This window comes from Sorangium sp. So ce117 (assembly GCF_051524395.1).
Lineage (GTDB): Bacteria > Myxococcota_A > Polyangia > Polyangiales > Polyangiaceae > Sorangium > Sorangium cellulosum_B.
On sequence record NZ_CP150309.1, the window covers coordinates 12,049,109 to 12,074,508 of the forward strand.

The 25,400-nt window shown below is 71.9% G+C and carries 17 protein-coding genes and 1 pseudogene; 8 read left to right on the forward strand and 10 right to left on the reverse strand.

Annotation, left to right across the window (positions count from 1 at the left end; translation table 11 throughout):
- Positions 1-125: 125 nt before the first annotated feature.
- Together WMF46_RS45170 and WMF46_RS45175 are read right to left on the reverse strand one after the other, a co-directional pair.
- Positions 126-1,364 carry a hypothetical protein gene (locus tag WMF46_RS45170; protein WP_437982892.1) on the reverse strand — a complete coding sequence of 413 codons (1,239 nt, stop codon included), beginning with the start codon at positions 1,362-1,364 and terminating at the stop codon, positions 126-128.
- A 16-nt stretch (positions 1,365-1,380) separates the two neighbouring features.
- Positions 1,381-1,572, reverse strand: a complete 192-nt coding sequence (locus tag WMF46_RS45175) for a DUF350 domain-containing protein (protein WP_437547324.1) — start codon at positions 1,570-1,572, stop codon at positions 1,381-1,383.
- Positions 1,573-1,787: 215 nt separating this feature from the next.
- Between WMF46_RS45175 and WMF46_RS45180 the strand changes: the two genes are divergently transcribed.
- From WMF46_RS45180 to WMF46_RS45205, 6 genes and pseudogenes are all read left to right on the forward strand, one after another.
- The gene (locus tag WMF46_RS45180) at positions 1,788-3,698 is read left to right on the forward strand and encodes an insulinase family protein (protein ID WP_437982893.1); all 1,911 of its coding nucleotides are present in this window, start codon (positions 1,788-1,790) and stop codon (positions 3,696-3,698) included.
- A gap of 35 nt (positions 3,699-3,733) precedes the next feature.
- On the forward strand, positions 3,734-5,401 hold the full coding sequence (locus tag WMF46_RS45185; RefSeq protein ID WP_437982894.1) for a M16 family metallopeptidase: 1,668 nt from the start codon (positions 3,734-3,736) through the stop codon (positions 5,399-5,401).
- Positions 5,398-6,447 carry a hypothetical protein gene (locus tag WMF46_RS45190; protein ID WP_437982895.1) on the forward strand — a complete coding sequence of 350 codons (1,050 nt, stop codon included), beginning with the start codon at positions 5,398-5,400 and terminating at the stop codon, positions 6,445-6,447. The genes WMF46_RS45185 and WMF46_RS45190 overlap by 4 nt, the downstream gene beginning before the upstream one ends.
- Before the next feature lie 128 nt (positions 6,448-6,575).
- Positions 6,576-8,498, forward strand: coding sequence for a hypothetical protein (locus tag WMF46_RS45195; protein ID WP_437982896.1), 1,923 nt, complete (start codon positions 6,576-6,578; stop codon positions 8,496-8,498).
- A gap of 273 nt (positions 8,499-8,771) precedes the next feature.
- On the forward strand, positions 8,772-10,199 hold the full coding sequence (locus tag WMF46_RS45200) for a serine/threonine-protein kinase (protein ID WP_437982897.1): 1,428 nt from the start codon (positions 8,772-8,774) through the stop codon (positions 10,197-10,199).
- A 422-nt stretch (positions 10,200-10,621) separates the two neighbouring features.
- Positions 10,622-12,490, forward strand: a pseudogene (locus WMF46_RS45205) (transketolase); the annotation flags it as partial.
- A gap of 355 nt (positions 12,491-12,845) precedes the next feature.
- On the opposite strand, the gene WMF46_RS45210 reads toward WMF46_RS45205, so the two are convergent.
- Together WMF46_RS45210 and WMF46_RS45215 are read right to left on the reverse strand one after the other, a co-directional pair.
- Positions 12,846-13,307, reverse strand: a complete 462-nt coding sequence (locus WMF46_RS45210) for a hypothetical protein (RefSeq protein WP_437547332.1) — start codon at positions 13,305-13,307, stop codon at positions 12,846-12,848.
- A 203-nt stretch (positions 13,308-13,510) separates the two neighbouring features.
- Positions 13,511-14,329, reverse strand: coding sequence for a metallophosphoesterase family protein (locus WMF46_RS45215; RefSeq protein WP_437982898.1), 819 nt, complete (start codon positions 14,327-14,329; stop codon positions 13,511-13,513).
- 165 nt (positions 14,330-14,494) lie between these two features.
- Here WMF46_RS45215 and WMF46_RS45220 point away from each other — a divergent pair, with 165 nt between their 5' ends.
- Both WMF46_RS45220 and WMF46_RS45225 read left to right on the forward strand, forming a co-directional pair.
- On the forward strand, positions 14,495-16,990 hold the full coding sequence (locus WMF46_RS45220) for a DUF2169 domain-containing protein (RefSeq protein WP_437982899.1): 2,496 nt from the start codon (positions 14,495-14,497) through the stop codon (positions 16,988-16,990).
- Positions 16,991-17,189: 199 nt separating this feature from the next.
- Positions 17,190-17,513: a hypothetical protein gene (locus WMF46_RS45225; protein WP_437982900.1), complete on the forward strand. Its 324-nt coding sequence runs from the start codon at positions 17,190-17,192 to the stop codon at positions 17,511-17,513.
- Between the two features lie 63 nt (positions 17,514-17,576).
- On the opposite strand, the gene WMF46_RS45230 is transcribed toward WMF46_RS45225, so the two are convergent.
- From WMF46_RS45230 to WMF46_RS45255, 6 genes are all read right to left on the reverse strand, one after another.
- Positions 17,577-17,978, reverse strand: coding sequence for a DUF4150 domain-containing protein (locus WMF46_RS45230; protein WP_437982901.1), 402 nt, complete (start codon positions 17,976-17,978; stop codon positions 17,577-17,579).
- A 28-nt stretch (positions 17,979-18,006) separates the two neighbouring features.
- The gene (locus tag WMF46_RS45235; protein WP_437982902.1) at positions 18,007-18,648 is read right to left on the reverse strand and encodes a DUF3540 domain-containing protein; all 642 of its coding nucleotides are present in this window, start codon (positions 18,646-18,648) and stop codon (positions 18,007-18,009) included.
- Positions 18,649-18,736: 88 nt separating this feature from the next.
- Complete coding sequence (locus WMF46_RS45240; protein ID WP_437982903.1) at positions 18,737-19,807, reverse strand: pentapeptide repeat-containing protein; 1,071 nt, start codon at positions 19,805-19,807, stop codon at positions 18,737-18,739.
- On the reverse strand, positions 19,804-22,434 hold the full coding sequence (locus tag WMF46_RS45245; RefSeq protein ID WP_437982904.1) for a DUF2169 domain-containing protein: 2,631 nt from the start codon (positions 22,432-22,434) through the stop codon (positions 19,804-19,806). The genes WMF46_RS45240 and WMF46_RS45245 overlap by 4 nt, the downstream gene beginning before the upstream one ends.
- 98 nt (positions 22,435-22,532) lie before the next feature.
- Positions 22,533-22,724: a hypothetical protein gene (locus WMF46_RS45250; RefSeq protein ID WP_437982905.1), complete on the reverse strand. Its 192-nt coding sequence runs from the start codon at positions 22,722-22,724 to the stop codon at positions 22,533-22,535.
- 111 nt (positions 22,725-22,835) lie between these two features.
- A complete protein-coding gene (locus WMF46_RS45255; protein WP_437982906.1) occupies positions 22,836-25,187 on the reverse strand; it encodes a type VI secretion system Vgr family protein in 2,352 nt (783 codons plus the stop codon).
- Positions 25,188-25,400 lie beyond the last annotated feature (213 nt).

The window sequence follows — 25,400 nt, forward strand, 5'->3', positions numbered from 1 at the left end:
GGTTCCGGGCTACGCGGGGGCGGCGCCGATCCGCGCCGAGCAGCGGGCGAGGGGCGTGGCGGGAGCACGGGCACCGCGAGCGAAGCCATGCGAAGCGCCGAGGGTTACGGGAGTTGCGCCGCGGGTCAAGCCTCTCCGCTCGCCGGCCGCGTCTTGGCGGCCGTCGCGCTCTCGCGGTGCGCGCCGTCCGCGCGGCCCGGGCCGCCTTCGCCCCCCTCGCTTTCCAGCGTTCCGGGCCGGAACCCGAGCGCGCGCGCCTGGGCAGGGCGGGTGTGGCGACGGCGCCAGACCACGGCGTCGAGCAGGTAATGGGTCGCCTGCGGCAGCGCGAGCAGCGGCACGAGCAGCGCCCGCGCGCGCGGCCCGAGGAGCGGCTCGTCCCCTGTCCGCGCGCCGCCGAAGAGCTCCGGCCGGTCGTGCCAGACCAGCCGGTCCCAGAGCATCTCCTCGACGAACGCGAGCGCCAGCGCGACGCCGAGGAAGGCGAGGAGCCCGGCGGCGAGGACCCGCGCGAGCAGCGAGCGCGGCGCCTCGCGGGCCCGCTCCCGGGCGTACGCGAAGACGAGCGCCATGTACGGGACCCCGTGGACGATCACGTTGGTGACCGTGAACTGGAAGTCGCTGTCGGTCGCGACGATGCCGACGTACCACGTCGCCGCGGTCGTCCCGACGACGACGTGCTTGCCGAGGTTGAGCGGCGCGCGGTCGACGCAGGCCCGCTGGATCGCGCGGGCGACGTACGCGGCGGCGAGCGCGGCGTACACCGCGCCGAGCGGGCCCACCGCGGCCGCGAGCCAGGGCGCGCTCACGAAATCGCCGTCAACGAACCACTGGAACGCGCGCGGTTGGTGAGCGTGCGCGTGCCAGTAAAGGAGCGGCCACCCGGTCGCCGCGTAGACGAGCGCGTCGTCGAGGAGGCGATCGACGCGCGAGCGCTCGCCCGCGAGCGCGCGGTAGATCGCGACCCACCCGACCTGCTGGCGGACGAAGTGGATCACGGCCACGTAGGCGAGCGCGCGCCAGAAGGTCAGCTCGGACGCGAGGTGGAGCGCGACGCCGGCGGCGTAACAGGCGAGCGGCACGCCGGCGTAGAGCGCGGGGTGGCGGCGGAGCTCCTCCGGGTCGAGGTACGTGCGGAAGAGCGTCGTGTGCACGTGCGCCACGTCGACGCCGACCACGAAGAGCAGGAAGCCCCAGGCCGGGAGCGCGCCCCCCGTCGAGAGCGCGGCGAGGGCGAGGGCGACCGCCGCGGAGCCGCCGAACACCGCGAGGTCGACGCGGCGGCTCCACATGAAGCCGCCGCGGGCCGCGCCGCGGGGCCCGGCCGGCAGCGCGCCGAGGAGGTCGGGCCCGGCCGAGGCCAACGCCGAGACCCGCGCGTCAGCCGTGGATGGCCGCGGAGATGATCCAGGCGAGGCCCAGGATCACCGAGCCGATCACGATCGCGAGCGCCGTGTTCTGGTCCTCCTCGATCTCCTTGCGGATCGAGAAGGGGGTGAGCTTCGTGATCAGCATGAACGCCAGCAGGAAGACGATCAGCCCGACGGCAACGAAGACGAGCGTTCCGATCACGGCTTTGATCAAATTTTGAACGTCGGGCATCGGCGGTTCTCTCTGGGCGTGGGGCGTCGCGGGGCGGCGCGCGGCGCGCGCCCGTGACGTCGTGAGCTCGGGGCGCGAGCCTACGCGAGTCGGCCGGCAGGGTGAAGCGCGGTCGCTGCGCCGCGTCGCTCCTCGACGCGCGCGCCCGGGCGGCGACGTGCTATCGCCCTGCGGTGTCCACGACCGTGAGCCGAACCCTGCCCCGCCGCGCCCTCACGGCCGCGCTCGCGGCGCTCGGCCTGCTCTGCGCAGGCGCGCCCCACCTCGCCGCGGCAGCGCCTCCGTCCGGCAAGGCGGCGGGCGTAGCGGCCGGCAAGTCGGCGGGCACGCCGGCCGGCAAGGCGGCGGGCGCGCCCGCCGGCAAGGCGGCGCGCGGCGGGGGCGCGCCGATCGGGAAGGCGGCGCACATGGCGGGGGCGCCGAGGAGCGCCGCGGCGGCTCCGGCGGAAGCGCCGCTCGATCTCGCGCTGCCCGTCGAGCGGGTCACGCTGAAGAACGGGCTGCGCGTGGTGCTGAGCCCGGATGAGAGCTCGCCAACGGTCGCGGTGGCCGTGACGTACGACGCGGGCTCGCGCGACGAGCCGAGCGGCAGGAGCGGCGTGGCGCGCCTCGTGATGGACACGATGGCCCGGGGCAGCCGCAGCCTGCCGGCGGGCGAGCCCCAGCGCCTCGTCGCCGAGCGCGGCGGCGAGCTCCACGCCGAGGCCGACGTCGATCGCACCGCGTACACGGCGGTGCTGCCCGCGAACGAGCTCGCGCTGGCGCTGTGGCTCGAGGCCGATCGCATGCGGGCGCCCGCGCCGAGCGCGGAGGGCTTCGAGGCGCAGCGCAGGGACGCGCTCGAGCGCCGCGGCGCGGTCCTCGGCGCCGCCCACGGCCAGGGCGCGATCCGGCTCCGCGAGCTCGTCTTCCAGGGGTACTGGCCCCACGAGCACCCGGCGCTCGGCGAGGCGGACGATCTCGCGGGCGCCGAGCTCTCGTGGGTCCGCGATTTCCACGCGGCCCACCACGGCCCGAACAGGGCGGTGCTCGCGATCGCCGGCGGCTTCGACGCGGGCGCGGCGATGGCGCTCGTGCACGAGTACTTCGACGGCATCCCGGCCGTCTCCGCCGCGCCCTTCAAGGACGCGCCGTTCCCCGAGCAGACGAGCCAGCGCACCGGCGTCGTGAGGGACAGCGCCGCCCGCGCGCCGTCGATCCTCTACGGGTGGGCCGTGCCGCCGCCCGAGCACCCGGATCACCACGCGCTCGCGCTCGCGGTCTCCCTGCTCGGACGCGGCGAGAGCTCGCGGCTCCCGGCTCTCCTCGTCGGGAACAAGGCGGTCGCGCGGTCGGTGCGGGTCGCGATCGACGGCCACCGCGGGCCCGATCTCTTCTCCATCGACGTGCGGCTCGCCGAGGACGCCCGGGTCGGCGACGTCGAGAAGCTGATCGAGGGCGAGATCCGGGCGCTCGCGACGGCGGGACCCTCGCAGGCCGAGCTGACGAGGGCGCGCCGGCTGCTCCAGTCGGCGTTCGTGGCGGGCCTCGCGGACGCGAGCGCGCGGGCGCGGGCGCTCGGCGAGCACGAGCTCGTCTTCGGGGACGCCGCCCACCTGAACGGGGAGCTCGCGCGCTACTTCGCGGTGACCCGGGAGGACGTGCAGCGCGTCGCGCGCGAGCACCTCGGCCCGACGCGCCGGACGATCGTCGAGACCTATCCCCCTGGGGTGTCGGGAGCCGCCTCGCCGCCGCGCGCGTCGGCCGGCGCGCCGCGGGCCGGAGGCGGGGCGCGCGCCGCGGCGCCGGAGCAGGACGCTGACGTGGCGGCGCCGGGCAAGGGCGCAGAGAAGGCGGCGCCTGGCAAGGGCGCGGGCAAGGCCGCGCCGAGCAAGGGAACGGGCAAGGCCGCGTCGGGCAAGGGCGTGGACAAGGCCGCGCCGGGCAAGGCCGCGTCGGGCAAGGGCGCGGACAAGGCCGCGCCGGGCAAGGCCGCGTCGGGCAAGGGCGCGGACAAGGCCGCGCCGGGCGAGCGCCCGGCGAAGGCGCACGGCGCGGCGAGCCGGCCCGCGCCGGATCCGGCGCCGACGAAGCCGGCGAAGCCCACGAAGAAGTGACGCGAACAGGCGAGCGACGGAGAACGCGTGACGCGATGAACGAGCGAAGCGAGCGACGCGACCTGCGCGGGCGACGGACAGCGCGCCCCTGGCTCTCCTGGACCGCGGCGCTCGCGGCCGTCGTGGCGTGCGGCTGCGCTGCTGGGCGGGCGCCGCAGCCGCCCGCGCAGGCGGGCGCGCCGGCGAGGCCCGCCCCGGCGACGTCTGCGCCAGCGGCGCCGCCGGCCGAGGTCGCTCGCGGGGAGCAGCCGCCGCCGTCCGGCCCCGCGAAGCCCGCGCGCATGCCCGCGATCGCCTGGGCCGAGCTCCCGAGCGGCCTCCGCGTCGCCACGGCGGTGAGCCGCGCGCTGCCGCTCGTGGAGGTCCGGGTGGTCATCCGCGGCGGCTCCGCGGCCGACGGCGAGCGCACGGGGCTCGCCGCGCTCACGGGCGAGCTCCTCCTGCGCGGGGGCGCGGGCGGCCTCCCCGGCCGCGAGCTGCTCGCGCGCGTCGAGTCGCTCGGCGCCTCCCTGCGGGTGGACACAGGCCTCGACGCGACCGTGATCGGGCTGCGCGCGCCCAGCGATCGCCTCGCGGAGGCGGCCCTGCTGCTCGGGCACGTCGTGCAGCGGCCGCGCCTCGACGCCGCGGAGCTCGCCAAGCTGAAGGCCCAGGCCGCCGAGGCGGCGAGGGAGCGCGCGCGCTCGGACGGCCGCTGGGGAGCGCTGATGGTCCTCTTCCGCGACCTCTACGCGCTCCCGACCGAGCTGCACCCCTACGGCTCGTTCGGCGCGACAGCGGCGGAGCTCCCGCGGATCACCGCCGCCGACTGCCGCGCGTTCCACGCGGCGTGGTACGTCCCGAAGAACACCGTGGTGGTGGTGGTGGCGGGCGACACGACGCCCGAGGCCGCGCGCGCGGCCGTGGAGAAGGCCTTCACCGACCGCCGCGGCGCGGAGCCGCCGGCGCTGTCGTTCACCGATCCGGTGCCTCCGGCGTCGCTCAAGATCACGATCGTCGATCGCCCGAAGAGCGCCGAGAGCGAGCTCTTCCTCGGCGTGCTCGGCCCCGAGCGCAGCGCCTCGGAGTGGCCCGCGCTCGCGGTCGCGGGCGAGGTCCTCGGCGGCCCCTCCGGGCGCCTCTCGCAGGAGCTGCTCGAGCCGCGCGGGCCGGCGCGCGAGGTGTCCGCGGCGCCGCTCGACGTCGCGCACGGGCCCGTCCCGCTCCTGGCCCACGTCCGCGTCCCCGCGGCGCGCACGGGCCTCGCCGCGCAGGCGATGCTCGAGCACGCGGAGCAGCTCGCGGCCGCGGCGCCCTCGCAGGAGGAGGTCGACGCCGCGGCGCGGCGGCTCACGGCCGGCCTCGGCCTGGGCCTCGGTACGGCCACAGGGCTCGCGGACGAGATCGCCGTCATGCAGGCGCTCGATCTGCCGGACGACCACCACGAGAGCTACCGCAAGGAGCTCCGGGACATCACGCCGGCCTTCGCCGGCAAGGTCGCGCACGACAACGTGCGACCGGCGCACGCCGCGATCGTCGTGGTGGGCGACGCCCAGGCGATCGGCCCGATGCTGAGCCGCCTCGGGGACGTCAAGGTGGTCGACCCGACCCGCGCCTTCGAGCGGAAGCGCACGATCCCGCGGGACGCGAGCGCCTCGCCCGCCCCGTCGCAGGCCCCGGCGCCCGGCGCTGGCCGCGCGGCGCCGGCAGAGGAGCCGCAGTGACGGCCGTCAGGCGCGGCGGGGGCGCGCGCGCCCCCCGGGCGGCGGCGCGTGGTCTCGCGCCCGCGACGCGTGGTCTCGCGGCCGCGACGCGCGCCTTCGCGCTCGCGGCGGCGCTCGCGGCCGTGTCCTCCCCGGGCGCCGTGGGGGCGCAGCCGAAGCCTGCGCCGGCGGCCGCAGCGCTCGCGGCGTCGACGTCGGCGCCCGGGCAGCTCGACGGCGCGACGTACGACTACGAGCACCCGGCTGCGCCGGCGAGCGGCGCCGCCGAGCAGGGCGCAGCGCAGGCCGGGGCTGCCGCGCCCCCGGTGCCGCCGGAGCGACGCTGGCGGGGTCGCGCCTTCGTGCACCGCCTGGCGGCCGCCGATCCCGCGCGGCCGCTGCCGATCCTCGTGTTCCTGCACGGCACCAACGAGGCGCGGATCGAGCACCGCTGGATGGGGGGCGGCCTGGAGGGCGACGTGCGCCGGATCGCGGCGCAGCTCATGGAGGCGGGCCGGATCCCGCCGATGCTGGTCGCCGCGCCGAGCGCCGTGCTCCCGGCGGCGGTCGCCGTCGCGCGGACGAGCTGGCCTGCCTTCGATCTGGACGCGTTCCTCGACGCCACGGCCGCGCGGCTGCGCGGCGTCGCGACCCTCGACCGCGCGCGCGTCGTCGTCGCGGGCCACTCCGGCGGCGGCTGCAACAAGGCGGGCGGCATCGCGGCCGCGCTCCGCGCGTCCACCCCCGTGCACGCCGCGCTCGTGATCGACACGTGCATGGACGTCGACGTCGCGCTCCCCCTCGCCCGCTCGCGCCCGACCACGCACCTCGTCGTGTCGTGGCAGACGATGACCTGGGCCAAGCGCCCCATCGCCGACTTCCGCCGCGCCTTCGAGCGCGGCGTCGAGGCGCACCCTGCGGCGCCCGGCGTCCTCCGCGAACTCGAGCCGCTCGTCCCGACGGAGCCGATGCCCCACGACGCCATGGTGCCCCTGGTGCTGCGGCGCTGGCTGCCGCCGCTCCTCTCGCCGGACGCGGCGCCGAGCGTGCCCTGCGTCTCGCCGTGACCGCCCCGGGACGCGCCGCCTCCGTTCCCGCTACCCGCGCGGTTCAGAGGCAGCGCCGCGCGTAGAACAGCGCACGAGGGCTGACCGGCACCCCTCGAGCGCGTGCCCCGTGTTAGGTCGTGTACAGGATGAAGCTCAACCTGTTGACCGTCGCACTCGCCGCCTCGGCGGCGGTTGTTCTCCTTGACGCGCAGGCCAGGGCGGACTGCGGCTGTTCAGGGAGCCCGAGCGCCCTCACGTCCGATTCGAGCGGCCCCTGCCTGCGCTACGAGGCGCCATCGGGGCCGAGCAACGACATCACGTTCCGCTTCGATAAGGCCTATGCCTGCGGTCAGTATGCGACGGGCGAGTACTTCGTCATCAGCGAGAACGGCGCCGCCAGCATCACGACCATCACGCCCGAGGCGGCCGGCGGCCGTCACGGTGTGGACGTGAACCCTTCCCCCGACGGGCCGCAGCGGTGGGACGACCGGCTCGACGACCATGCACCGCCCATCAGCCTGCCTTACGCTGCGCCGCCCGGCAGCTCCGTCGTGAAGTACGTGTCCGACAACCCGTCGGGCGATTGCGATGGCGCCGGTGAGAAGTCGTGCGGGCGTTTCGCGGCGGTTGTCACGGTGATCGACGCGCCGCCCGCCGACCCGAGCACGACCTTTCGTCCTCCTTTCATGGGCACGAACAAGCCCATGCTCTCGACCTCCACGCTGCAGACACAGCTCCTGTCCCGTCTGCAGGCCGCGTGCACCGACACCCCCTCGCTGGAGACGGCCCTGGCCTGGACGCGCCACCTCCGCCTCGATTACACGAGCCATTCGGTCACGTGCGACCTCATGCCGCCGGAGGACGCGCTCCCCGACGGCAGGCCGTGGTCGACCGACATCTGGGCGCGCGACACCGACGTCTACGCCTGGCTTCATCTCGCCGATGTTTGCGGCGCGCCGCCCTGCACGCCCGAGGAGGATCTCGCCGCCAAGTTCCCCGTGCTCGTCGGCTACGTGCAGCACGGTATCGACATCTGGGGCGTCGACAGGATGGGCACCAGCCTGTTCCGAGGCGGCGGCGGCAATGGCGGCGGCAAGCTCTTCGCTTATGCCTTCGCGGCCGCGATGCTGGCCGATCCGGCGATGCTGGCGGACCTCTCGGCCGTCGATGCGGGCCGATTCTTCGAGACGGCCAGCTATTACGCCGGCAAGAACGGCACCGCCCTGTGGGGGCAGCCCGTCGGTACGGAGGAGGAGTACTGGGACGACTTCTCCGATCAATCGACCCGGACGATCCGAGATCCCTATGGGTACATCGACGGCGGCTTCGAGCCTGGCGGATGGTATCAAGACAACACGGCCAAACCGACGAAATACTCGGCGCTCCTCGTGCGGCTCATGCCTGCGCTCGCGGCGGCGTGGCCGGTCAACAAGGATGTCCTCCTCTCTTATGCGGATCGCTGGGTCGACCACGGCGCCTTGACACAGCCGGATCCCTGCGCGCCCGTCGGGGGCCAGTACGGCTCCGACCACGGTCCTGACGGGAGCGGAGATTGTATCTCCGGCTCGGGGAGAGTGCCCGAGCTCGATGGGAGCAACAAGGACGGGGGCAATCGTGAACGCGCGATGGGTGAGTGCATGTGGAGCAGCTTCCGGGGCTGCTCCGAGACCTGCTCCTGCCCGGGTCAGTCGTGTGAGCCTGCGAGCCAGTGCGGTGATGGCGAGATCGAGGCTCCCGAGGAATGCGACGGCGATGATGCCGGGAGCTGCCCCGCGGGATGTGTTCCTCCCGGCCAGCCGAACGGTTGCAGTTGCGTGGCCGCTGGCGCCGGTAGCGGCACGGGATCCTCCGTATCCAGCGGCGGCGGCTCCAGCACATCGAACAGCGCAGGTGCAGAAGGCGATGAAGGCGGCGGGTGCACCTGCGGAATGGCCGGTCGAACCGCCCCGACGGGCGCTCCGGCGGCATGGATGGCCGTCTGGGCGGCGGCCCTTCATCGCATCATCCGGCGCCGCCGCATGATTTCCCGCATGGCCGGGCGAACCGGCTGGCGAACGCGCTCACGATGACGTTCTGACCGGGGCGATGGCGCCGTAGGACGCTGATTCACCACCCTTGCGCACCTCATGGTGGATCCGGAGACTCCTGAGCGAGGCGCTTCCGTCGTTCCTGATTCCTGCCTCCCCCGCCCGGTGGTACCGTGGCTGACATGCCCCGGTCTCGGCGTCCAGGAGCGTTGTCGCATCAGCGCGTCAACGAGCCTGGGCACGGCGACGGCACGGAGGGTACCGCTCGTGTGGCAAGCATCGGCTTCCGGTGGACGATCTGACGCCAATGTCCCGATGGCGGACAGCGCGCGTGCCATTGCGGCGCGCTCTGACCGCTCCGGCGACGCCGCTCCCGCTTCTTCTGCAGCCGGGCGGGGCGACGTAACCCAGGACCCGCGGCGCAACCAGCTGGTCGCCGGGCGGTACAAGCTCTCGAGGCTGGTCGGACGCGGCGCCATGGGCGAGGTGTGGCTCGCGCACGACAGGGCCCTGCGGATCGACGTCGCGCTCAAGCTCCTCACGGTCCGGCGCGAGAGCCAGGCCGGCACCGCGCTGGAGCGCTTCCGGTTCGAGGCCCAGGTCGCGGCGCAGCTGGCGCAGAAGACGGACCACGTCGTCGCCGTGCACGACGTCGGCAACGACCCTGCCGCGGGCCCGTACCTCGTCATGGGCCACGTTCGAGGTCGGTCGCTGAGGCAGCTCATGCAGGAGCGGGGGCGGATGTCCCCGGCGGAGCTCGCCCCGCTCCTCGGCCAGATCGGAGAGGCCCTCTCCGTCGCGCACGGCCTCGGCATCGTGCACCGCGACATCAAGCCGACGAACGTGCTGCTCGAGGAGGAGCGCAGCGGTGAGGTGCGCGCCAAGGTCGCGGATTTCGGCATCGCCAAGTGGATCCGAAAGGAGCTGCCAGCCGACTTTCCCCGCCGGACCCTCGGCGGCGTGGTGCTGGGCACGCCGGCGTACCTGAGCCCGGAGCACGCCTGCGATGGGGACACCAACCCGCACTCGGACATGTGGGCGCTCGCGGTCGTCTCCTACGAGGCGCTCACGGGCCGGCTGCCCTTCCCGGGCCACACCATGAGCGACGTGCTCGCCTCGATCCTGGCCAGCGCGCAACCGCCGCGGCCGGCGCTGTACCCGGAGGCCCCGCCGGCGCTCTCGGCCTGGTTCGCGCGCGCTTTCGCCCTGAACCCGACGGAGCGGTTCCCCTCGATCGAGGCCATGGTCGCCGCTTACAAGGCCGCTGTCGGCCCGCCCGGGGCGCCGGCGCGCGCCGAGCGGGCCGAGCCCGCGCGCCGGGGCAAGCTCGGCCTCGCGGCCGGCCTCGTCGTGGCGCTCGGCGTCGTGCTGTCGACCGGCGTGCTGTGGGCGCAAGCCCAGGCCCCCGCCGCGCTGCGGGCGTCGAGCGTCGATGCGCGCGCCGCGTCCGTGGTCCGCGCCGCGCAGGCGCGCATCGCGGCGCAGGCGAGCCCACGCCGAGCAGCGAGATCGGGCGACGCCGCGGCGGTGGAGGCCGCTGTCCCCGCGCCCGACGAGGCCGCTGTCCCCGCGCCCGAGGGGGCCTCCGTCCCCGCGGCCGCGCCGCGCCCCCTCGCCGCGCAGGCCGCGCGCCCGGTCGACCCGCGCCCGGCGCCGCGGAGCGCTCGCATCTCCCGTGGTGACCGCGCGACCGGCGCGCGAAGCGCACCCACCGAACGCGAGCTGCTCAGGACGCGTCACTGAGCGGTCGTTGCCAACCAGCGCGTGAGTGAGCTCGGCGGTTCGACGCACGCCTCAGGCCGCTCGACGATTGCGCCATGCAGGCAGGCTTGGCTGTCATCGTCGTGGCCAGACTCAAGCCTTGTGCCTGGTGGCGCCCTGCTTGCATCAAGACGGCGGCGTCAGGTGAAGCCATGGCGCAAGAAGCCCCCAAGCCGGCCGAGAAGAGACGGCCAAAGCATGTACGCAGCCCCCTGAAAGACGTTGCGCCGAGCCGCCCCCGGGGACTGCCTGCGCAGGATGATCGAGAGCAAGCGGCGAAGGCCGAGAAGGATCGCTCGCCCGCGCCGTCTGGCGAGCGGTCGACCCAGGCGCCCCACGGGGTGCCTCCGCGTGGGCACGAACCGCGCGGCGGGCGCGACCGGACCGAGGGGCAACACCGAGGCAGCGCCGAGCAGGCTCACGGTCAGCGTGAGCTCGCTCAGCAGCTTGGCGTCGATAGCCTCCGCTGCTCGACGATGGCCGGCTCCGGACACCCGACCTCCAGCCTGTCGGCGGCCGATCTCATGGCGGTGCTCCTCCGCGACTACCTCCGCTGGGACCTGAGCCATCCGGAGAACCCGAACAACGATCACGTGATCTTCTCGAAGGGCCACGCCTCCCCGCTGCTCTACGCGATGCTCAAGGCGGCGGGCGTCATCTCCGACGCGGAGCTCCTGTCGTACCGGCGCTTCGGGAGCCCGCTGCAAGGGCACCCGGTGCCGACGCTCCCCTGGATCGACGTGGCGACCGGCTCCCTGGGTCAGGGGCTCCCCATGGGCGTCGGGATCGCGCTCTCCGGGAAGTACCTCGAGAAGGCTCCCTACCGTGTCTGGGTGTTGCTCGGCGACAGCGAGATGTCCGAGGGATCCATCTGGGAGGCGTTCGACCACGCGCGCCACACGAAGCTCGGCAACCTCATTGCCATCCTCGACATGAACCGCCTCGGGCAACGCGGACAGACACCCCTCGGCTGGAACGCCGCGGCCTATGCGGCGCGCGCCCGCGCGTTCGGCTGGCGTGCCCTGGAGATCGACGGCCACGATCCAGCCGCCATCTCCGGCGCCTACGCCGAAGCCCTCCGCGCCTCGGACGCGCCCGTGCTGATCGTCGCGCGCACGGTGAAGGGAAAGGGCGTGTCCCTCGTCGAGGACAAGGACGGCTGGCACGGAAAGGCGCTCGACAAGGCGCAGTGCGCGAAGGCGATCGAAGAGCTGGGGGGCATGCGCGATATCGTCATCACGCCAGAGGCGCCTGCGCCGGGTGAGCCTGCTCCGCGGCCCACCGCCGGGCCGCTGAGGCTCCCCGTCTACGAGCGCTCCACGGCCGTCGCGACGCGGAAAGCCTACGGCGACGCGCTCAAGGCGCTCGGCGCTGCGCGCGCGGATATCGTCGCCGTGGACGCCGAGGTCAACAACTCGACCTTTGCCGATGAGTTCGCGAAGGCTCATCCAGATCGCTATTTCGAGATGTTCATCAGCGAACAGCAGATGGTGGCCGCCGCCGTCGGGCTGAGCGTCCGGCGCTGGTCGCCCTTTGCGTCGACGTTCGCGGCTTTCCTCACGCGCGCCCACGATTTCCTCCGGATGGCCGCGGTGTCGAGGGCCGATATCCGCGTGTGCGGCTCGCACGCGGGCGTATCCATCGGCGAGGACGGCCCGTCGCAGATGGGGCTCGAGGATCTGGCCATGATGCGCGCCGTCCACGGGAGCACCGTGCTCTATCCGTGCTGTGCCAATCAGACAGCTCGGCTGGTGGCTGCCATGGCCGATCAGAAGGGCATCGTCTATCTCCGAACGACGCGCGAGAAGACGCCCATCCTGTACGATGCGACCGAAGCGTTCCCCATCGGCGGGAGCAAGGTGCTGCGCGAGACACCCCACGATCGCGTGACGATCATCGCCGCCGGCATCACCGTCCACGAGGCGTTGAAGGCCCACGCAGAGCTCGAGGCGAGCGGGCTCTCCGCTCGAATCCTCGACGCGTATGGCATCAAGCCGATCGACGCCGCCGGCATCCGGGCGGCGGTGCAGGCCACGGCTGGAAACGCCGTCGTCGTGGAGGATCACTGGGCCGAGGGCGGCCTGGGCGACGCCGTGCTCGAGGCCTTGGCCGGCGAAGAGCCCGTCGTCGCGCGCGTCATCCACCTCGCCGTGAGGGAGATGCCCGGCTCGGGCACCCCGGCCGAGCTCCTGCGTGCGGCGGGGCTCGACGCTGCCTCCATCGCTGGCGCGGCGAAGCGCCTCCTCTCCGGCGACGCACGCTGCGCGCGGTAGCCCTGGCCTCGCGCAAGCCGTCTCGCGCTGACCCGCCTCGGCACCCGCGTGGGTGCCGAGGCGGAGGCGCGGACAAAAAGAAAAAAGAGCGCCCGTCCGACGGTGTGGGGGGGGAAACCGTCCCTCAGGCGCTCCAGGGTCAGGGCTATGCAGGAGCTGGGCCAGGGATCTCCTGACGAGGGTCCGTGAATTTACGTAGGCGTTGTACGGGTGAGGCTTTCGTTTCTGGTGCGGCGGATTTCGTTGATGAAGCGCAGGGGCGCCGTCATCGCGTTCGCGAGCGTTGCACGGTGGCGCTCGGCCGAGCGCCAGGCCAGGCGAGCGCTGCGCCTGAGCAGCCAGGCGAGCGCTTCGCCTAGGCGGGGCGGTGGGGCGTGCCGGCGATGGCTCCTACGCGGCGCGTCTTCGCCACGCGCCTCGCCTGCTGCCGGATGTGCTCCACGGCCTTCTCGAAGAAGGCCTCGGGGGAGGCCTTGCTGACGGTGATCTGCTCTCCGCCGATGAGGACGACGAGGAGGCCCCTGTCGGTCCTGCCCACCGCGAAGAAGTCGACGGTGAACGGCAGCTCTTCCTCGACGGTGAGGGACAGCTGGCACTTCAGGACCTCGCCGACGCCGGGCTGATTCTCGACGACGAACCGCTGCAAGAGCCCGTTGGCGTGGGCGTCTCCGGCGATCCGGTTGAGCGCCCACTTGTCCCTCGGCCACGCCATGTGGTCACGGAGCTCGTATATCCACTGCAAGAGCTCCTCGGCGACCTGGCCGATCGCCGCCTTGGACGCCTCATAGGACAGCTTGATATGCTCGTATTTCGTCATCGGGGCTCCATCGCTCTCCGGCGCGCGCCCTCGAGGCTACCAGATCGCCGCGGCTCGCCGCACGCGGATCGGGCCCCTCCGCCTCGCCAACGCCGCGGGATTCTTCGGCGCCAGCGCGCAGCGCGCAGCGTCGCGGGCGGCCTCGATGCGCTCGCGCTCCCTGGTCTCCGCGCGCCGCGGCCGACGGGAGCGGCCGGGCTCGCTCAGGCGTATTGTTGCAGCAGCGCGCCGCGCATGGGGTTGTCGCAGGCCTTCACCGCCGCGCGGATCGCGTCCCTGTCGACCGGCACCCTGTGCAGGCTGACGTTGACCGCGCCGCCTTGCGCCTCCACGGTCGCGTACTCGGCGTGGTGGAGCAGCGTCGGCGGCCCGCCGTTCGCGTACTCCTTGAACGGCATCCCGACGCTCCCCGGGTTCACGAGGAGCGTGCCGCGGTGCTGGCGGAGCATCTGGAGGTGCGTGTGCCCCCCGGCCATCACCGTCGCAGCGTGGCCCTCGAGGCGGCGATCGAGCTCGTCCGGCGGGGTGTTCGCGAGGAGATCCTCCATGTGAGACCGGGGCGAGCCGTGGAACACGAGGAGCGTCGAGTGAGCGTCGAGCGGGATCTCGAGGCGCGCCTGGAACGTGCGCAGGAAGGCGAGCTCGTCTCTCGACAGCCGGTCACGGCACCAGTCCACCGCGTCGACGACGATGGGGGCCTCGGTGTAGGTGCGGATCAGCTCCGGATCCAGCATGAACTCGTCGTGGTTCCCGAGGATGCAGGGGCACCCGAGCTCCTGCAGCATGTCCAGGATGGCCGAGGGCCGCGGCCCCAGCGTCGCGACGTCGCCGAGGCAGATCACCTGATCGACGCCCGTCGCGCGGATGCTGGCCAGCACGGCCCTGAGCGCCACTTCATTGCCGTGGATGTCGGATATCAGCGCGATCCGCATGGCAAGACCCCCTTCAGCGGCCATCGAGACGTTGGAGCGGCTCTCGGCGCCTCGCGGCGTCCGATCGGCGGACTCGTGACGATAGACCATGTCCGCCGGCGCCTCCAGCCCCCTCGCGCCCGGTCGGGCGAGGTGGCGAGGCGGCGCGACGGCGCGGCGGCGCGACCGCTGGCGGCGATGGACACGCGCGTCACAGCCGCGAAGTTCCCCGAGTCTCCCTGCACGCGCCGGACCACGAGCGGGTAGGATCGGCGCGTGCGCGCGCTCTGGCCGGTGGACATCGTCGCCTTGAATCCCGTGTCGTGCGGCGCGGTCCTGTGGCGCATCGGCGGCGTGCTGCGCGTCACGATCCTCGTGAAGGCGACGTTCGCCCTCGGCGCGGACGGCGACGCGGATCTCGTGGCGCCCGAGCCCGTCGAGCGCGAGGACCGCTTTCACGACGACGACCCCTCGCGGAGCCTGCGCTCGGCGAGCGACACCGCGCCGTACCTCCCCGGCGCCGGCGTCGTGCTCACCGGGCACGCGCATGCGCCGGACGCCACCGGGCCGGTGATCGGCCTCTCGGCGAGGCTCGCGCTCTTCCGCGGTGGGCCGCTGCTCGACAAGACGATCCACGTCTTCGGGGACCCCACGCCCGGCAGCATCGCGCCCACGCCGTTCCAGAGGATGCCGCTCGTGTACGAGCGCGCGGCGGGCGGGCCCAGCCATCCGTGGAACCCGGTCGGCGTCTCCGAGGCCGGCGAGGGCGCGCGAGCCGACGCGCTGGATCCAGCGATGGGCGCAAGGCGAGCGCGCCCGAACCTGGTCAATCCTGCGAGCCCCCACCGGCCCGCGTGCTTCGGGCCGATCGCGTCTCACTGGGCCTTGCGGAAGCGGCTCTTCAACGGCTTCGAGCCAGGCGCCGCGCATCGTTCGGCGCAGCTCGGCTCGCCCGGCGCGGATCCCGCCGCCGCGGGGCGCGCGGAGGTGCTCGACATCCCGGAGGACTTCGACTTTCGCGCCTTCAACCCGGCGCCGTTCGATCAGCAGATCCCCTTTCTGCAAGGTGATGAATGCATCCTCCTCGAGAACCTGAGCGCGGAGAGGGCGTTCGTCTGGACGCGCCTCCCCTCGGCGCGCGCCCGTGTGCGCCGCTACCGCATTGACGCCGCGCTGGTGGGCGGATCGCAGGAGATCCCGCTGGTAGCCGACACGCTCGTCATCGACGGTGATCGACAGATCGCCTCGCTCGTGTGGCGGGGCAACTTCGCGACGGAGAGCGAGGAGGCGCTCCAGGACATCCGCCTGTTCGCGGGTGTCGAGACGCTCAAAGGGACCATTCCGTGGCCGGAGCACGGCGCGCCGCTCCCTGGGGACCCTGCGGCGACGCACCGGAGCTCGGCGCCGGCGGTGCTGCTTGCGAGGCCGATCGTGGCGCCCGCCGGGCTGGTGGAGACAGGCCCGCTCTCGAAGGGAAAGATGGAGATGCCAGTGCTCCCCTTTCGTGATTCGCCTGCCGCGCCGCAGGCTCCTGCTCCTGTCGCCGTGAGCGGGGGCATCACGGGACCGCTGGGCCAGAGGATGCCGATCCCCGAGGACAAGCTCGCGGAGGTCGGGGCAGAGCGGGCGCAGTTCCCGTTGGCAGCGCCGGGGACGAGCGCGTCGCGCGGGGAGGACCCCATCCCGGGCGCGCCGTGGAGCCCCGTGCCCGGGCCTCGGCTCGTCAGCCCCGCTGGCGCCGGGGGCTCGCGGGCCGGGCGCACGCTGGTCGACTCGGGAGATCCTGAGAGCGGTGTCGTGGAATCGGCGCCGCCGCCGGAGCCGCATCCCGTGGCGGCTCCACGGGCGGAGTCATCCGGGTCGACGCTCGCGGCGCGAGAGCCATCGAGGCAGGAGGCGGTCTATCCGCCGGTGGAGGTTGCACCGCCGGAGAAGGTGAGTCCGCCGTTCGAGGTGGCGCCGCCGGCGCTGGCCGAGGTGGCGCTGCCGGAGAGGGTGAGTCGGCCGCCCGAGGTCGTGTCGCCGGCAGCCGTATCGCCGCGTGTGACGAGCGAGCCGCTCGCCGGGCTGGAGGCGCGAAAGCGCGCCGAGGCGAGGCTCGCCGAAGGCGGCGATTTCGATGGAGACGACCTGTCGGGCGGTGACCTTTCGGGGCTCGACTTCAGCGGGCGCTCCCTCGCGCGGTGCGCGCTCCGCGGCGCGAGGCTCCGTGGTGCCCGCCTCGCAGGGGCCAGCCTCGTCGAGGCGACGCTCGACGAGGCCGACCTCCGCGGCGCGGATCTGTCGCGCGCCGATCTCACGAACGCGCGCGCCGACCGCGCGGAGCTCGTCGAGGCTTCGCTCGAGGAGGCGGACCTTCACGGCGCTTCGCTGCGCGGGGCGAACCTAGAGCGAGCGCGGCTCGCTCGTGCCCGCGGCGACGGCGCGACCCTCTCCGCGGCGAACCTGGCAGGCGCCGACCTGGAGGATGCGCGCTTCGTGGGCGCGTCGTTCGCCGGCGCCAACCTGCGTGACGCGAAGGCCGATCGCGGCGATTTCATGTCGGCGCGGTTCGACCGCGCCGACCTCGGCGCAGCCTCGTTCTGCAAGACCCGCCTCGTCGCCGCGGTGCTGGCGCACGCGAAGCTCGATCTGACCGATCTTCGCGGCGCCAACCTGGAGCGTGCCAATCTGCATGGGGCCTCGCGGAGGCGGGCGAAGATCGCGGGCGCCAACATGAAGGAGATCGACGAGACGGCGCCGGTGAGCCTGGAAGATCCCGAAGGCTCGTGAGCGATCGAGGGCCGACTCCTCGTTGGGCCGTTCGTCGCTGCCGCCAGGAAGGGCGCGGGCGGCGGGCGGCTTTGGCGACGTGCCCATGTGGGGATCGGGACCGCGCCGTCGAGACGGCCCTGGGGGCGTCGTGCCTGATCGCCCGGATGGGCAGTGAGCCGCGGTGCTAGGCTCGACAGGATCAAGGAGACCCATCGCCATGAAGATCTCTCGTCAGTGTCCGAAGTGCCAGTCCAGGAAGCTCTGGGTCGTGGAGAAAGCCGAGTCCGCTGGCGACGGCGGGGGAAGCAACACGATGAGCGTGGCGTCCGGGTACGTTCTTAAGGGCCCCACGGACGACTGGGGCTCGCCGCTCGAGACCGTTCATGCGGGCTTCTTCGAGACCTGGATCTGCGCGATCTGCGGCTTCACCGAGTGGTACGCGCGCGACGCGAACGAGGCCCTCGCCCGGCTCGCGTCGCATCCGTGGCGGCCCAAGGTTCGCTACGTCGATGGGGAGGCGACCGGCACGCCGTACCGGTGACTGCGGCGGGGCCGGGCCGGGTGACGGTTCGAGGCGCGCCGGCACCTCCCTTGGCCAACGCCCTCAGGGCGCCAGAACGATCACGTTGGTGACGCTGGGCACGATCTTGGCCCCAGGCGCATTGGTGTTGTTCTGGATCGTCATGCTGGTGAGCCGCGCGAGCGGCATCCCCCCGACCACCACGGTGAACGCCCCTGTCACCGTGCGTGCAGCGCCCATCACGGTGCCAGACGCGACGCCGGTCGCCAGGCCGGCGTTATCACCGTTCGTGAGCATGGGCATCGTGGCCAGGTTGTGCGCCGGCGTGCACGTCATGAGGACGTTCGGCACGAACCCCACGTCGGTGGGCTCCATCGCGATGTTGGGATAAGGCACCGGGACCGGAGCCGGCGCAGGTGGGGCCGGCGTGAGGCACACGTCGGGAAACGCCAGGCACATGCCGCCAGCGCTCGTCTTTGCCAACATATCGGGATCTCCTCTCTTCGCGTAGCGGTCAGCCGAGGTGGATCTGCTCGCCATCGACCTTGGCGAGGACACGGGCCGAGATGATCGCGTTCTCTCCGCGAATGCCGATCAGGTTCTCGGCGCGGAGATCGACGGTCCCCGCGCGTGTCTGATCGATCTCCTCCACGAAGCGGAACACGCGCTTGGCGCGCTGGGTCAAGCGGGTGAGGATGGTGTCGGCCTCCTGCGCCACGAGCGCGATCTTCGTCACCTCGGCCTGCACGAGCCGCCCGAAGAAGCCGAGCTCATCGATCGCAATGGCTCCCTTCTTGGCGCGCACGTGCACCTCGGCGCCCGTCACGGCCACCTCGCGGGCGCCCACGATGTCGACGCGTTCCGACGCGCAGATCGCGATCCGCCCGCCCCGCGCCTGTACCTCCAGGTCGCCGTCGGTCGCGAGCTTGGTAGGCGCGCCGTCGCGACCGTCGAGCACGGCCAGCACATAGACCCCCTCCGGCTCGATGGCGCAGAGCACCTTGTCCCCGGCCTCGGGGGCGACGAGGCAGCTCTTGGCGCGCCGTGCCTCGCAGCTCGACGAGGCGAGGCGCACCAGGAGCGTCGCGCCGACCCGCTCAACGCTCCCTGTCTCGAGATAGGCCTCCGGCCTCGCAAGCTTCTTTACGGCTGTCACGGTATCAACCCTTTCTCCACGTCGTCTGTGCTGTCCCTTGCGGGACATCTCCTGAACGACCTGCTCCTCGCCTCGATTGCAACCTGCTTCACGTCTTCACTGGGGGCGCCGCGCCGTGCGTCGGCTGCCATCGTTCCACCCTGGCCAGCTCCTCGTCGTCGCCAAGCCACCCCGAGAGCCGCGGCAACACCGCGCCGTCGCGCTTCGCGAGGTGGAACCGGGTTCGATACAGGCCGGCTCCAGAGAAATCGGCGGCCGACACGTCGGCGTGCGAGAAGTCCGCCTCCCGGAGCCTGGCATCGACGAACCGCGCTCCAGCTGCCAGCGCGCGACCAAAGTAAGCTTCCTCGAGGAACGCGCCGGAGAGGTCCGCTTTCAGCAGCTCGGCCTTGTCGAACACCGCCTGGGGGAACTGGCCGTTCGAGAGGCGCGCCCCGTGCAGCTTCGCCTCGCCGAAGAAGCACTGCGGCCCCCTCGCGCCCTCCAGCCGGGCTTCGCGCAGGTCGGCTCCCATGAAGTTGCACTGCGCGCAGTCTGCCCCGGCGAAGCTCGCGCCGGCGAGATCGCTCTTCATGAACTGCGTGCGGAACAGCCTTGTATCGGCGAAACCCTTCGGCCCGAGCTTGGCCTCGACGAGCGTCGTCAGCGCGAGGTTCGCGGCGGCGAGGTCGGCCGTGCGCAGATCGGCGCGGTAGAGGGTTGCCTTCTCGAGGTTCGCCCCGGCGAAGCTCGCCCGGTCTGCGTCGATGTCGACGAGGTTCGCTCGGTCGAGGTTCGAGCCCGCGAACGACGCTCCCCGGAGCGAGGTCTTCACCCAGTTCGCGATGGGCGCCTCGATGCGCGCGAACGACGCGCCGTCCGCGGCGCACTCGACGAAGGCAGCCGCGATGTGCTTGCCGCCGTCGAAGCGCGCCCCTTCGAGCCGCGATCGGTAGAAGCTCGCGTGGCGCAGGTCCGCGTCGCGCAGATCGCACCGGGTGAGATCGCACGCGATGAAGCTCGACTCCTTCAGGAGCGCGGCGCGCATCGCCGTGGGGAAGCGCACCTCTTCGAAGCTCGCCCCTGACAGGTCCGCCCCGTCGAGCGCGAGGTGCGACAGGTCGACGTGGCGTATCGGCTCGCCGTGCCGGAGCTTGTCGAGGAGCTCATCGCGGTTCATGAGCCACCTCGCTGGGCGTCCGCTCTCGGGAGGAAGCGCACATGGCCGACCTCGGCCTCGGCGAACGTGGTCCGCTCGTCGCCGGCGACCCGTGATAGATCGGCGCGGAACAGGTTCGCTCCGGTGAAGTCTGCCCCTGTCAGCCGGGCCTTGGAGGCGAGCGCGTCCATCAGATTGGCCCCCTGCAGCGACGCATCTCCGAGGTTGGTCCGGATGAGTAGGCCGCCCTTGATGACGGCGCGCTCCAGGCTGGCCTCGGAGGCGTCACACCCGGAGAGATCGGCGCCGCGCAGGTTCGCCCGGTCGAGCCGTGCGCCTGCGAGGACGGTGCCGCGCAGGTTGGCCCTCTCCATGTCGGCGTCGCTGAAGTCGGCCTCGGGAAAGGACGAACCGTGGACGACGACGCCCTGCTGAAAACACGCTGATCGAAACGACACACGCTTTCCGTGGCAGGCGATGAAGGTCGTCTTCCGGAGCGTGGCGCTCGAGAAGTCGGCGCCATCGAGCGTGCACTCCACGAGGTTCGCGTCCGAGAGATCGGCGCCTGTGAAGCGGGCGCCGGACAGGTCGGCCTTCAGCAGGGTGCACTGCCCGAGCGTGGCGCCCGTGAAGTCCGCGCCTCCCGGCTTCGCCTCGATCCAGTCGGCGCCCGTGAGATCTGCGCCGGAGAAGCGCGCCCCCGCGAGCTCGGTGCGGCTCAGCACCGCCTCCTTCAGGTCGGCGCGCTCGAGCTCGGCGCGGCGCAGCGTTGCTCCTCCCAGGTTCGCGCCGCGGAGCCGCGCCTCGGTGAGGTTCGCGCCGTCCAGGTTCGCCCTGGCGAGCACCGCGCCGTCGAGATTGGCCCGGGAGAGGTCGCACCCCGAGAGATCGGCCGACTCGAGGAACGCGCCGGAGAGGTCCACGCCGGACAGGGACATCCCCGCGAGGTTCGCACCCGTGAAATCGCGGTTCGCCAGGGGCTCGCCGACCTCCATGGCGAGCCTGACGATCACGCGCGCGCGCTCCGATGCCTCGGGTTCCATCGCCGCGGCCGTGGGCTGCAGGTGCCCCATCCGCCGGTACATCTCGAACAGGCCCCGCTCCTGCTCCTCGATCGTCGCGTGATACCCCGGGTCGGCCAGCATCTGCTCCACGTCGTCCAGCACGACGCCGGCCTCGCGCGCCTCCGCCGCCATCGAGCGCAGCGCTGTCAGGTGCGCCTTTGCCGAGAACTTGGGCGGCCCTGCGCCCTCCTTGGCCGCCTTCTCCATGGCAGCATCGAAGTCCTCCCCCCTCTCGGCCCAGGCTCGTCTCGCCTCCTCGCGGGCCTGCGTCTCCGACGCTCGGGCTCGCTCCATCAGCTCCTCGGTCCTCAGGGACGCGGCCTCGACATATGCGGCGAGACCGTCGAGGTCGTCTGGCGGCGGCTCGGGGAGGGGAGGCAGCTCGTCGAGGCCGTGGTCCTTCGGGTCGAGCCCTTCGGCCTCGATGCGTGCCCGCGCCTCCGCGAAGCTCCGCTCCTGGCCTCGACGCAGGTTCTGGGCGGCCAGGTTCTCGCTCTTGACCCAGCGTCCCATGTCGCCAAGGTCGATGTTGGGCGCGACGCCCGACGCGCGCGGCGGCATGAGGTCGCCGTCGGAGATCTCTGCGACCGCGCCCTTGTCCTTGTCGAGGCGGCGCGCGAGGGCTGCCTGGTAGTGCTCGAGCGGGCGTGGCGAGCCGGGCTCCTCGCACGCGCAGAGCAGGTGTACGATGTCGGCCGCGTCGTCCTCGGCGATCGCGAGCACGCCGTGGAAGATGACGACGCCGAGCTCCTCGGCGGGGAACACCCAGACCGTGTCGGGGCGCATCGGGATCTCGAGGAAACGATCGCCTTCCGGGGTGTGGTGGGTGACGAACGATCGCGTCACGAGGTCGGGCAGCCTCCCCTCGAGGCGTGGCTTCTCTGGGTGCATGTTCTCGATGAGGATCTCTTCGTCCCCGCGGAAGAGACCATCGAGCCACTGATCCTCGGGTGCCACGTTGAAGAATGTCGGATCCGTGTCGGCGGGTATGCCGGGGAAGTTCTCGTCGAGCCAGCGTTTGTCGTAGGTGCCGGCGCGCCTCCTGCGCGGCGCGAACGTGATGTCCATCGGCAGGAAGCCGGCGGGCTCCGGGCGCTCCGACGGGGAGCGGATCATGGCGCCGTACTGCTCGACGTTGGGCATCGGGTACACGGAACGACCGCCGAGATCGAGCGACTCGTGGCCTTTGCCGTGAGGGTTCCTGTCGTAGCCGGCCCCTCCGAAGGCGTGCGCCCAGTCGATGCGCAGGGTGGTCATCGGCGCGGGCTCGGTCGGCACGCCGTCGCGCCACGTCCGGTCGCCGACCACGGCGAGGCGCTTGTCGACGCTTCCGATCTGCGCCCTCACGTACGAGGCGCGGGTGGGCACGCCGCCCGGGGCGTGAAAGCTGCCCGCGACGAGCAGCTCGCCGCGCGTCTTGGCGAAGCCTTCGTCGATCGCGCCCTGTTCGCCGAGGGCGCCGGTGACGATGCGCCAGAACGACAGCTCGTCGACCAGGGCGCGAGGGCTAGTGAGTGGGAAGCCCAGCATGGCGGTCACATGGAAGTAGCTCCGCCGCTGGAACTCCAGCACCCGAGTCAGCATGGGAACCTTCATCGGCTTAACGATCTTCACTGGACCTCTCGTCGCGCGTGGGTCTTCGAGTCGTGATGGCCGGTCGAGCTCGTCAACGGCATGATTGATCAGCCGCGGTAGGGCGGGCCTTGAGGGCGTCGCAGCTCGCGGACGTGCTTGCCGTCGACGGGGAGGCGCTCCTTCAGGTAGAGCTCGACGTAGCCGCACTGCTGGCAGACGTACGCCTCGGTATCCCCGCTACGACCGGACGAGCCGTTTCCGATAACTGCGAGCCGAAACGTGAAGTGCTGTTGTTTCATGCCCGCCTCTTCATTGGCGGCGACGTTTTCTACGTACCAGAGGACAGTGTGTTGACACTTGGGGCAGGTTCCTGACAACTTCATTGTTGCCTCTGTCGATTGTCGGAGTGGCTATATCTTGTTGAGGTTGGCCTTGAAGATGTTCAGGCCAGCCGCGAGAAGGTGCGAGCCTAAGGTCGACCACACGAAGCTCGCCGTGTCCTTCTTTGCGCCAATGATGCTCTCCCCCTTATAACCGATGTAGCTCGCCGAGTACGCCGTTGTCTCTATCTTGAGGCCGTTGGCGGCCATGTTGACGGCGGTGTTATCCCACTTGTGAGCGCCGAGGGAGTTTTTCGAGACGAACGTCTCCATGAGAAGATTCGTATGCTTGTACACCTTCGCCGGTGCCGTGATCTCCACCTCCTTTGCGTCGAGCGTGATCTTGGTCGGGCTCGTTATCGTGATCGTCCCGCCCTTGCTCTCGATCGAGATGTTCCCCGTCACGGTGTGCCCCCACGCACCCTTGATGTCCGCCGTCCACCCCTTGCCCACGTCCGTCTTCCATTCCCCGTAGTCGTCGTGGTTCTGTGCGCTGACCTTGTGCAGCCAGCTTCCCGTGACGTCCTGCTTGCCGCCGGGCTCGATGGTCTGGGTGAATCCGCCGTGGATGTCCTGTGTCATGCCGCCGCTCTCGACCTTGTCGGTCCGGCCCGAGCGCACCTTGATGTTCTGGTGGCTGTTGTAAAACTCGTTCGAGTCGCCGTCGACGTTGATCGTGTGGATGCCGGCGTAATGGATGGTCGCGTCGTCGCTGACGTCGACGTAGTACTTGCCGCCGACGTTCTGCCACCACTCGCCGCACACGTTGAAGCCGGCGTTGCCCTCCGTGGAAACGTAGAACATGCAGTCGACGGGCTGCATGTCGGGGTTCGCGTCCGGCGTCTTCGGGGGCACGACGAACGCCTGGTGGGTGGGGCCGCCCATATGGACGTTGGTCGCGCCGACCGGGGTGAACAGGTCGATGTGCTGCTTGCCCTCGAGGTCCTCGACGACCATGTGGTTGCTGCCGCCCGTGCGCAGCACGTTCTGGGTCAGGTTGCGGCTCGTGACCGTGCTCGGCCGGTGGGCGTTCGGCACCACGCCGGCGATGAACGGCCGGTCCGGGTCGCCGCCCTGGAACGACACCATGACCTCGGTCCCCTTGCGCAGTGGGAAGTGCCAGCCCTCGACCGTGCCGCCGTGCGGCTGCATCATGCGCAGGTACGTCGACGTGGCGCCGTCGGGCAGGTCGCTCGCGTCGAACTTGAGGCGGAGCAGGTAACGACCCATGTCGTCGATCTGGGCATACTGGCTGTCGCCTGGCCCGTCGACGACGCCGTTCTCGAAGCCGAAGATGCGCGGCCAAGGCGTCGCCTGGGCCGCCCTGAACTGCACGTCGGCCGGGATCGCCACCACCTCGACGCGGTACGTCTCGTCCACGGCCATCCCCGTGAAGCGCGTGATGTCGAACGAGCCGCCCGTGATCGCGGCCGCGTGCCGCACCTCGACGGCCAGGTAGCGGGTCGGCATGTCCGAAGGCCCGTCCTCCAGCTCGAAGACGTAGCCGGCCCGCAGCCCTGTCGCGTTGCCGGTCGCGTGCAGGGTGAGCTCACGGCACGCCATCGACTCCGCCTTGACCTGGGCCAGCCTCGTCGCCTCGTCCTGCGTGAAGACGCGGTAGCCGTACTCGCGCACCTCACCGTGGCCGCTCTTCGACACGGCGTGCTCCCCCGACACCGAGGCGGCCGGGTTCGCGTAGTTGTAATCGTTGATCCGCACAGCGGCCGGCAGCGCGCTGAGATCGACGTGCACCTCCCGGAAGCACTCGCCCGCCGACACGTCGTGGCTCGAGGTCGGGTGGTAACGAACCCGGCCGTTGCCGCTCAGCGGCTCGTGCTGATCCTTGCTGTCGACGATGACCATGACCTCGGCGCCGCCGTCGTCGACCGGGTGCTCGAAGTGGTAGTAGAGCCCCTCGCGCTCGAGCCATCGATGGGTGAAGTCGAGGTGGCTCTCCCGGTATTGACAGACGAACTCCTCTTCCGGATAGCGGTCCGTGTCGACGCTGAACCGGAAGTCGCTCGTCGTGAGGCCGCCATGCGTGAGCGTCTTCGTCACGAAGGCGTCGATCTTGCTCTTCGTATGGACGAAGCTGCGCACCGAGTGGCGCTGGAGCCACAACCTGGGCACGAGCGACCCATGGTAGAGCGCGCGGTCGGCCGACTCGCGCAGCAGCCGGAGGCGCACGAACACGCCGTGCCAGCACATCGGCGGCGCGTCGGCGCCGCGCTGGAGCGTGAGCGTCGCCGGGGCGTTGATCGCGGCGCGGACGTCGGTGCCCGCTGGCACCGTGAACAGGACGTCGAACTCGAACGGTCGGCACAGCGCCTCGGTGCCCTTGAAGCCGACGGCACGGGCGGCCGGCAGCGCTGCGCAGTGCATGGCAAGAACGTCCACGCTCATGAGCTCCCCACCAGGTTGTGGTCCACCCGAGGCCCCCTTGAACGCAGCGGCCGCGCGCGGACGATGTCACGACAGCTGGCGTTACATCAGAAGGGCGCCCACTTGGCAAGCCCGTGAGCGTCGCCGCACGACTTCGTCGTACGGCGGAAGCGGGGCTCTGCTTACCGCTTCATCTCCACGGCGGAGATCCCA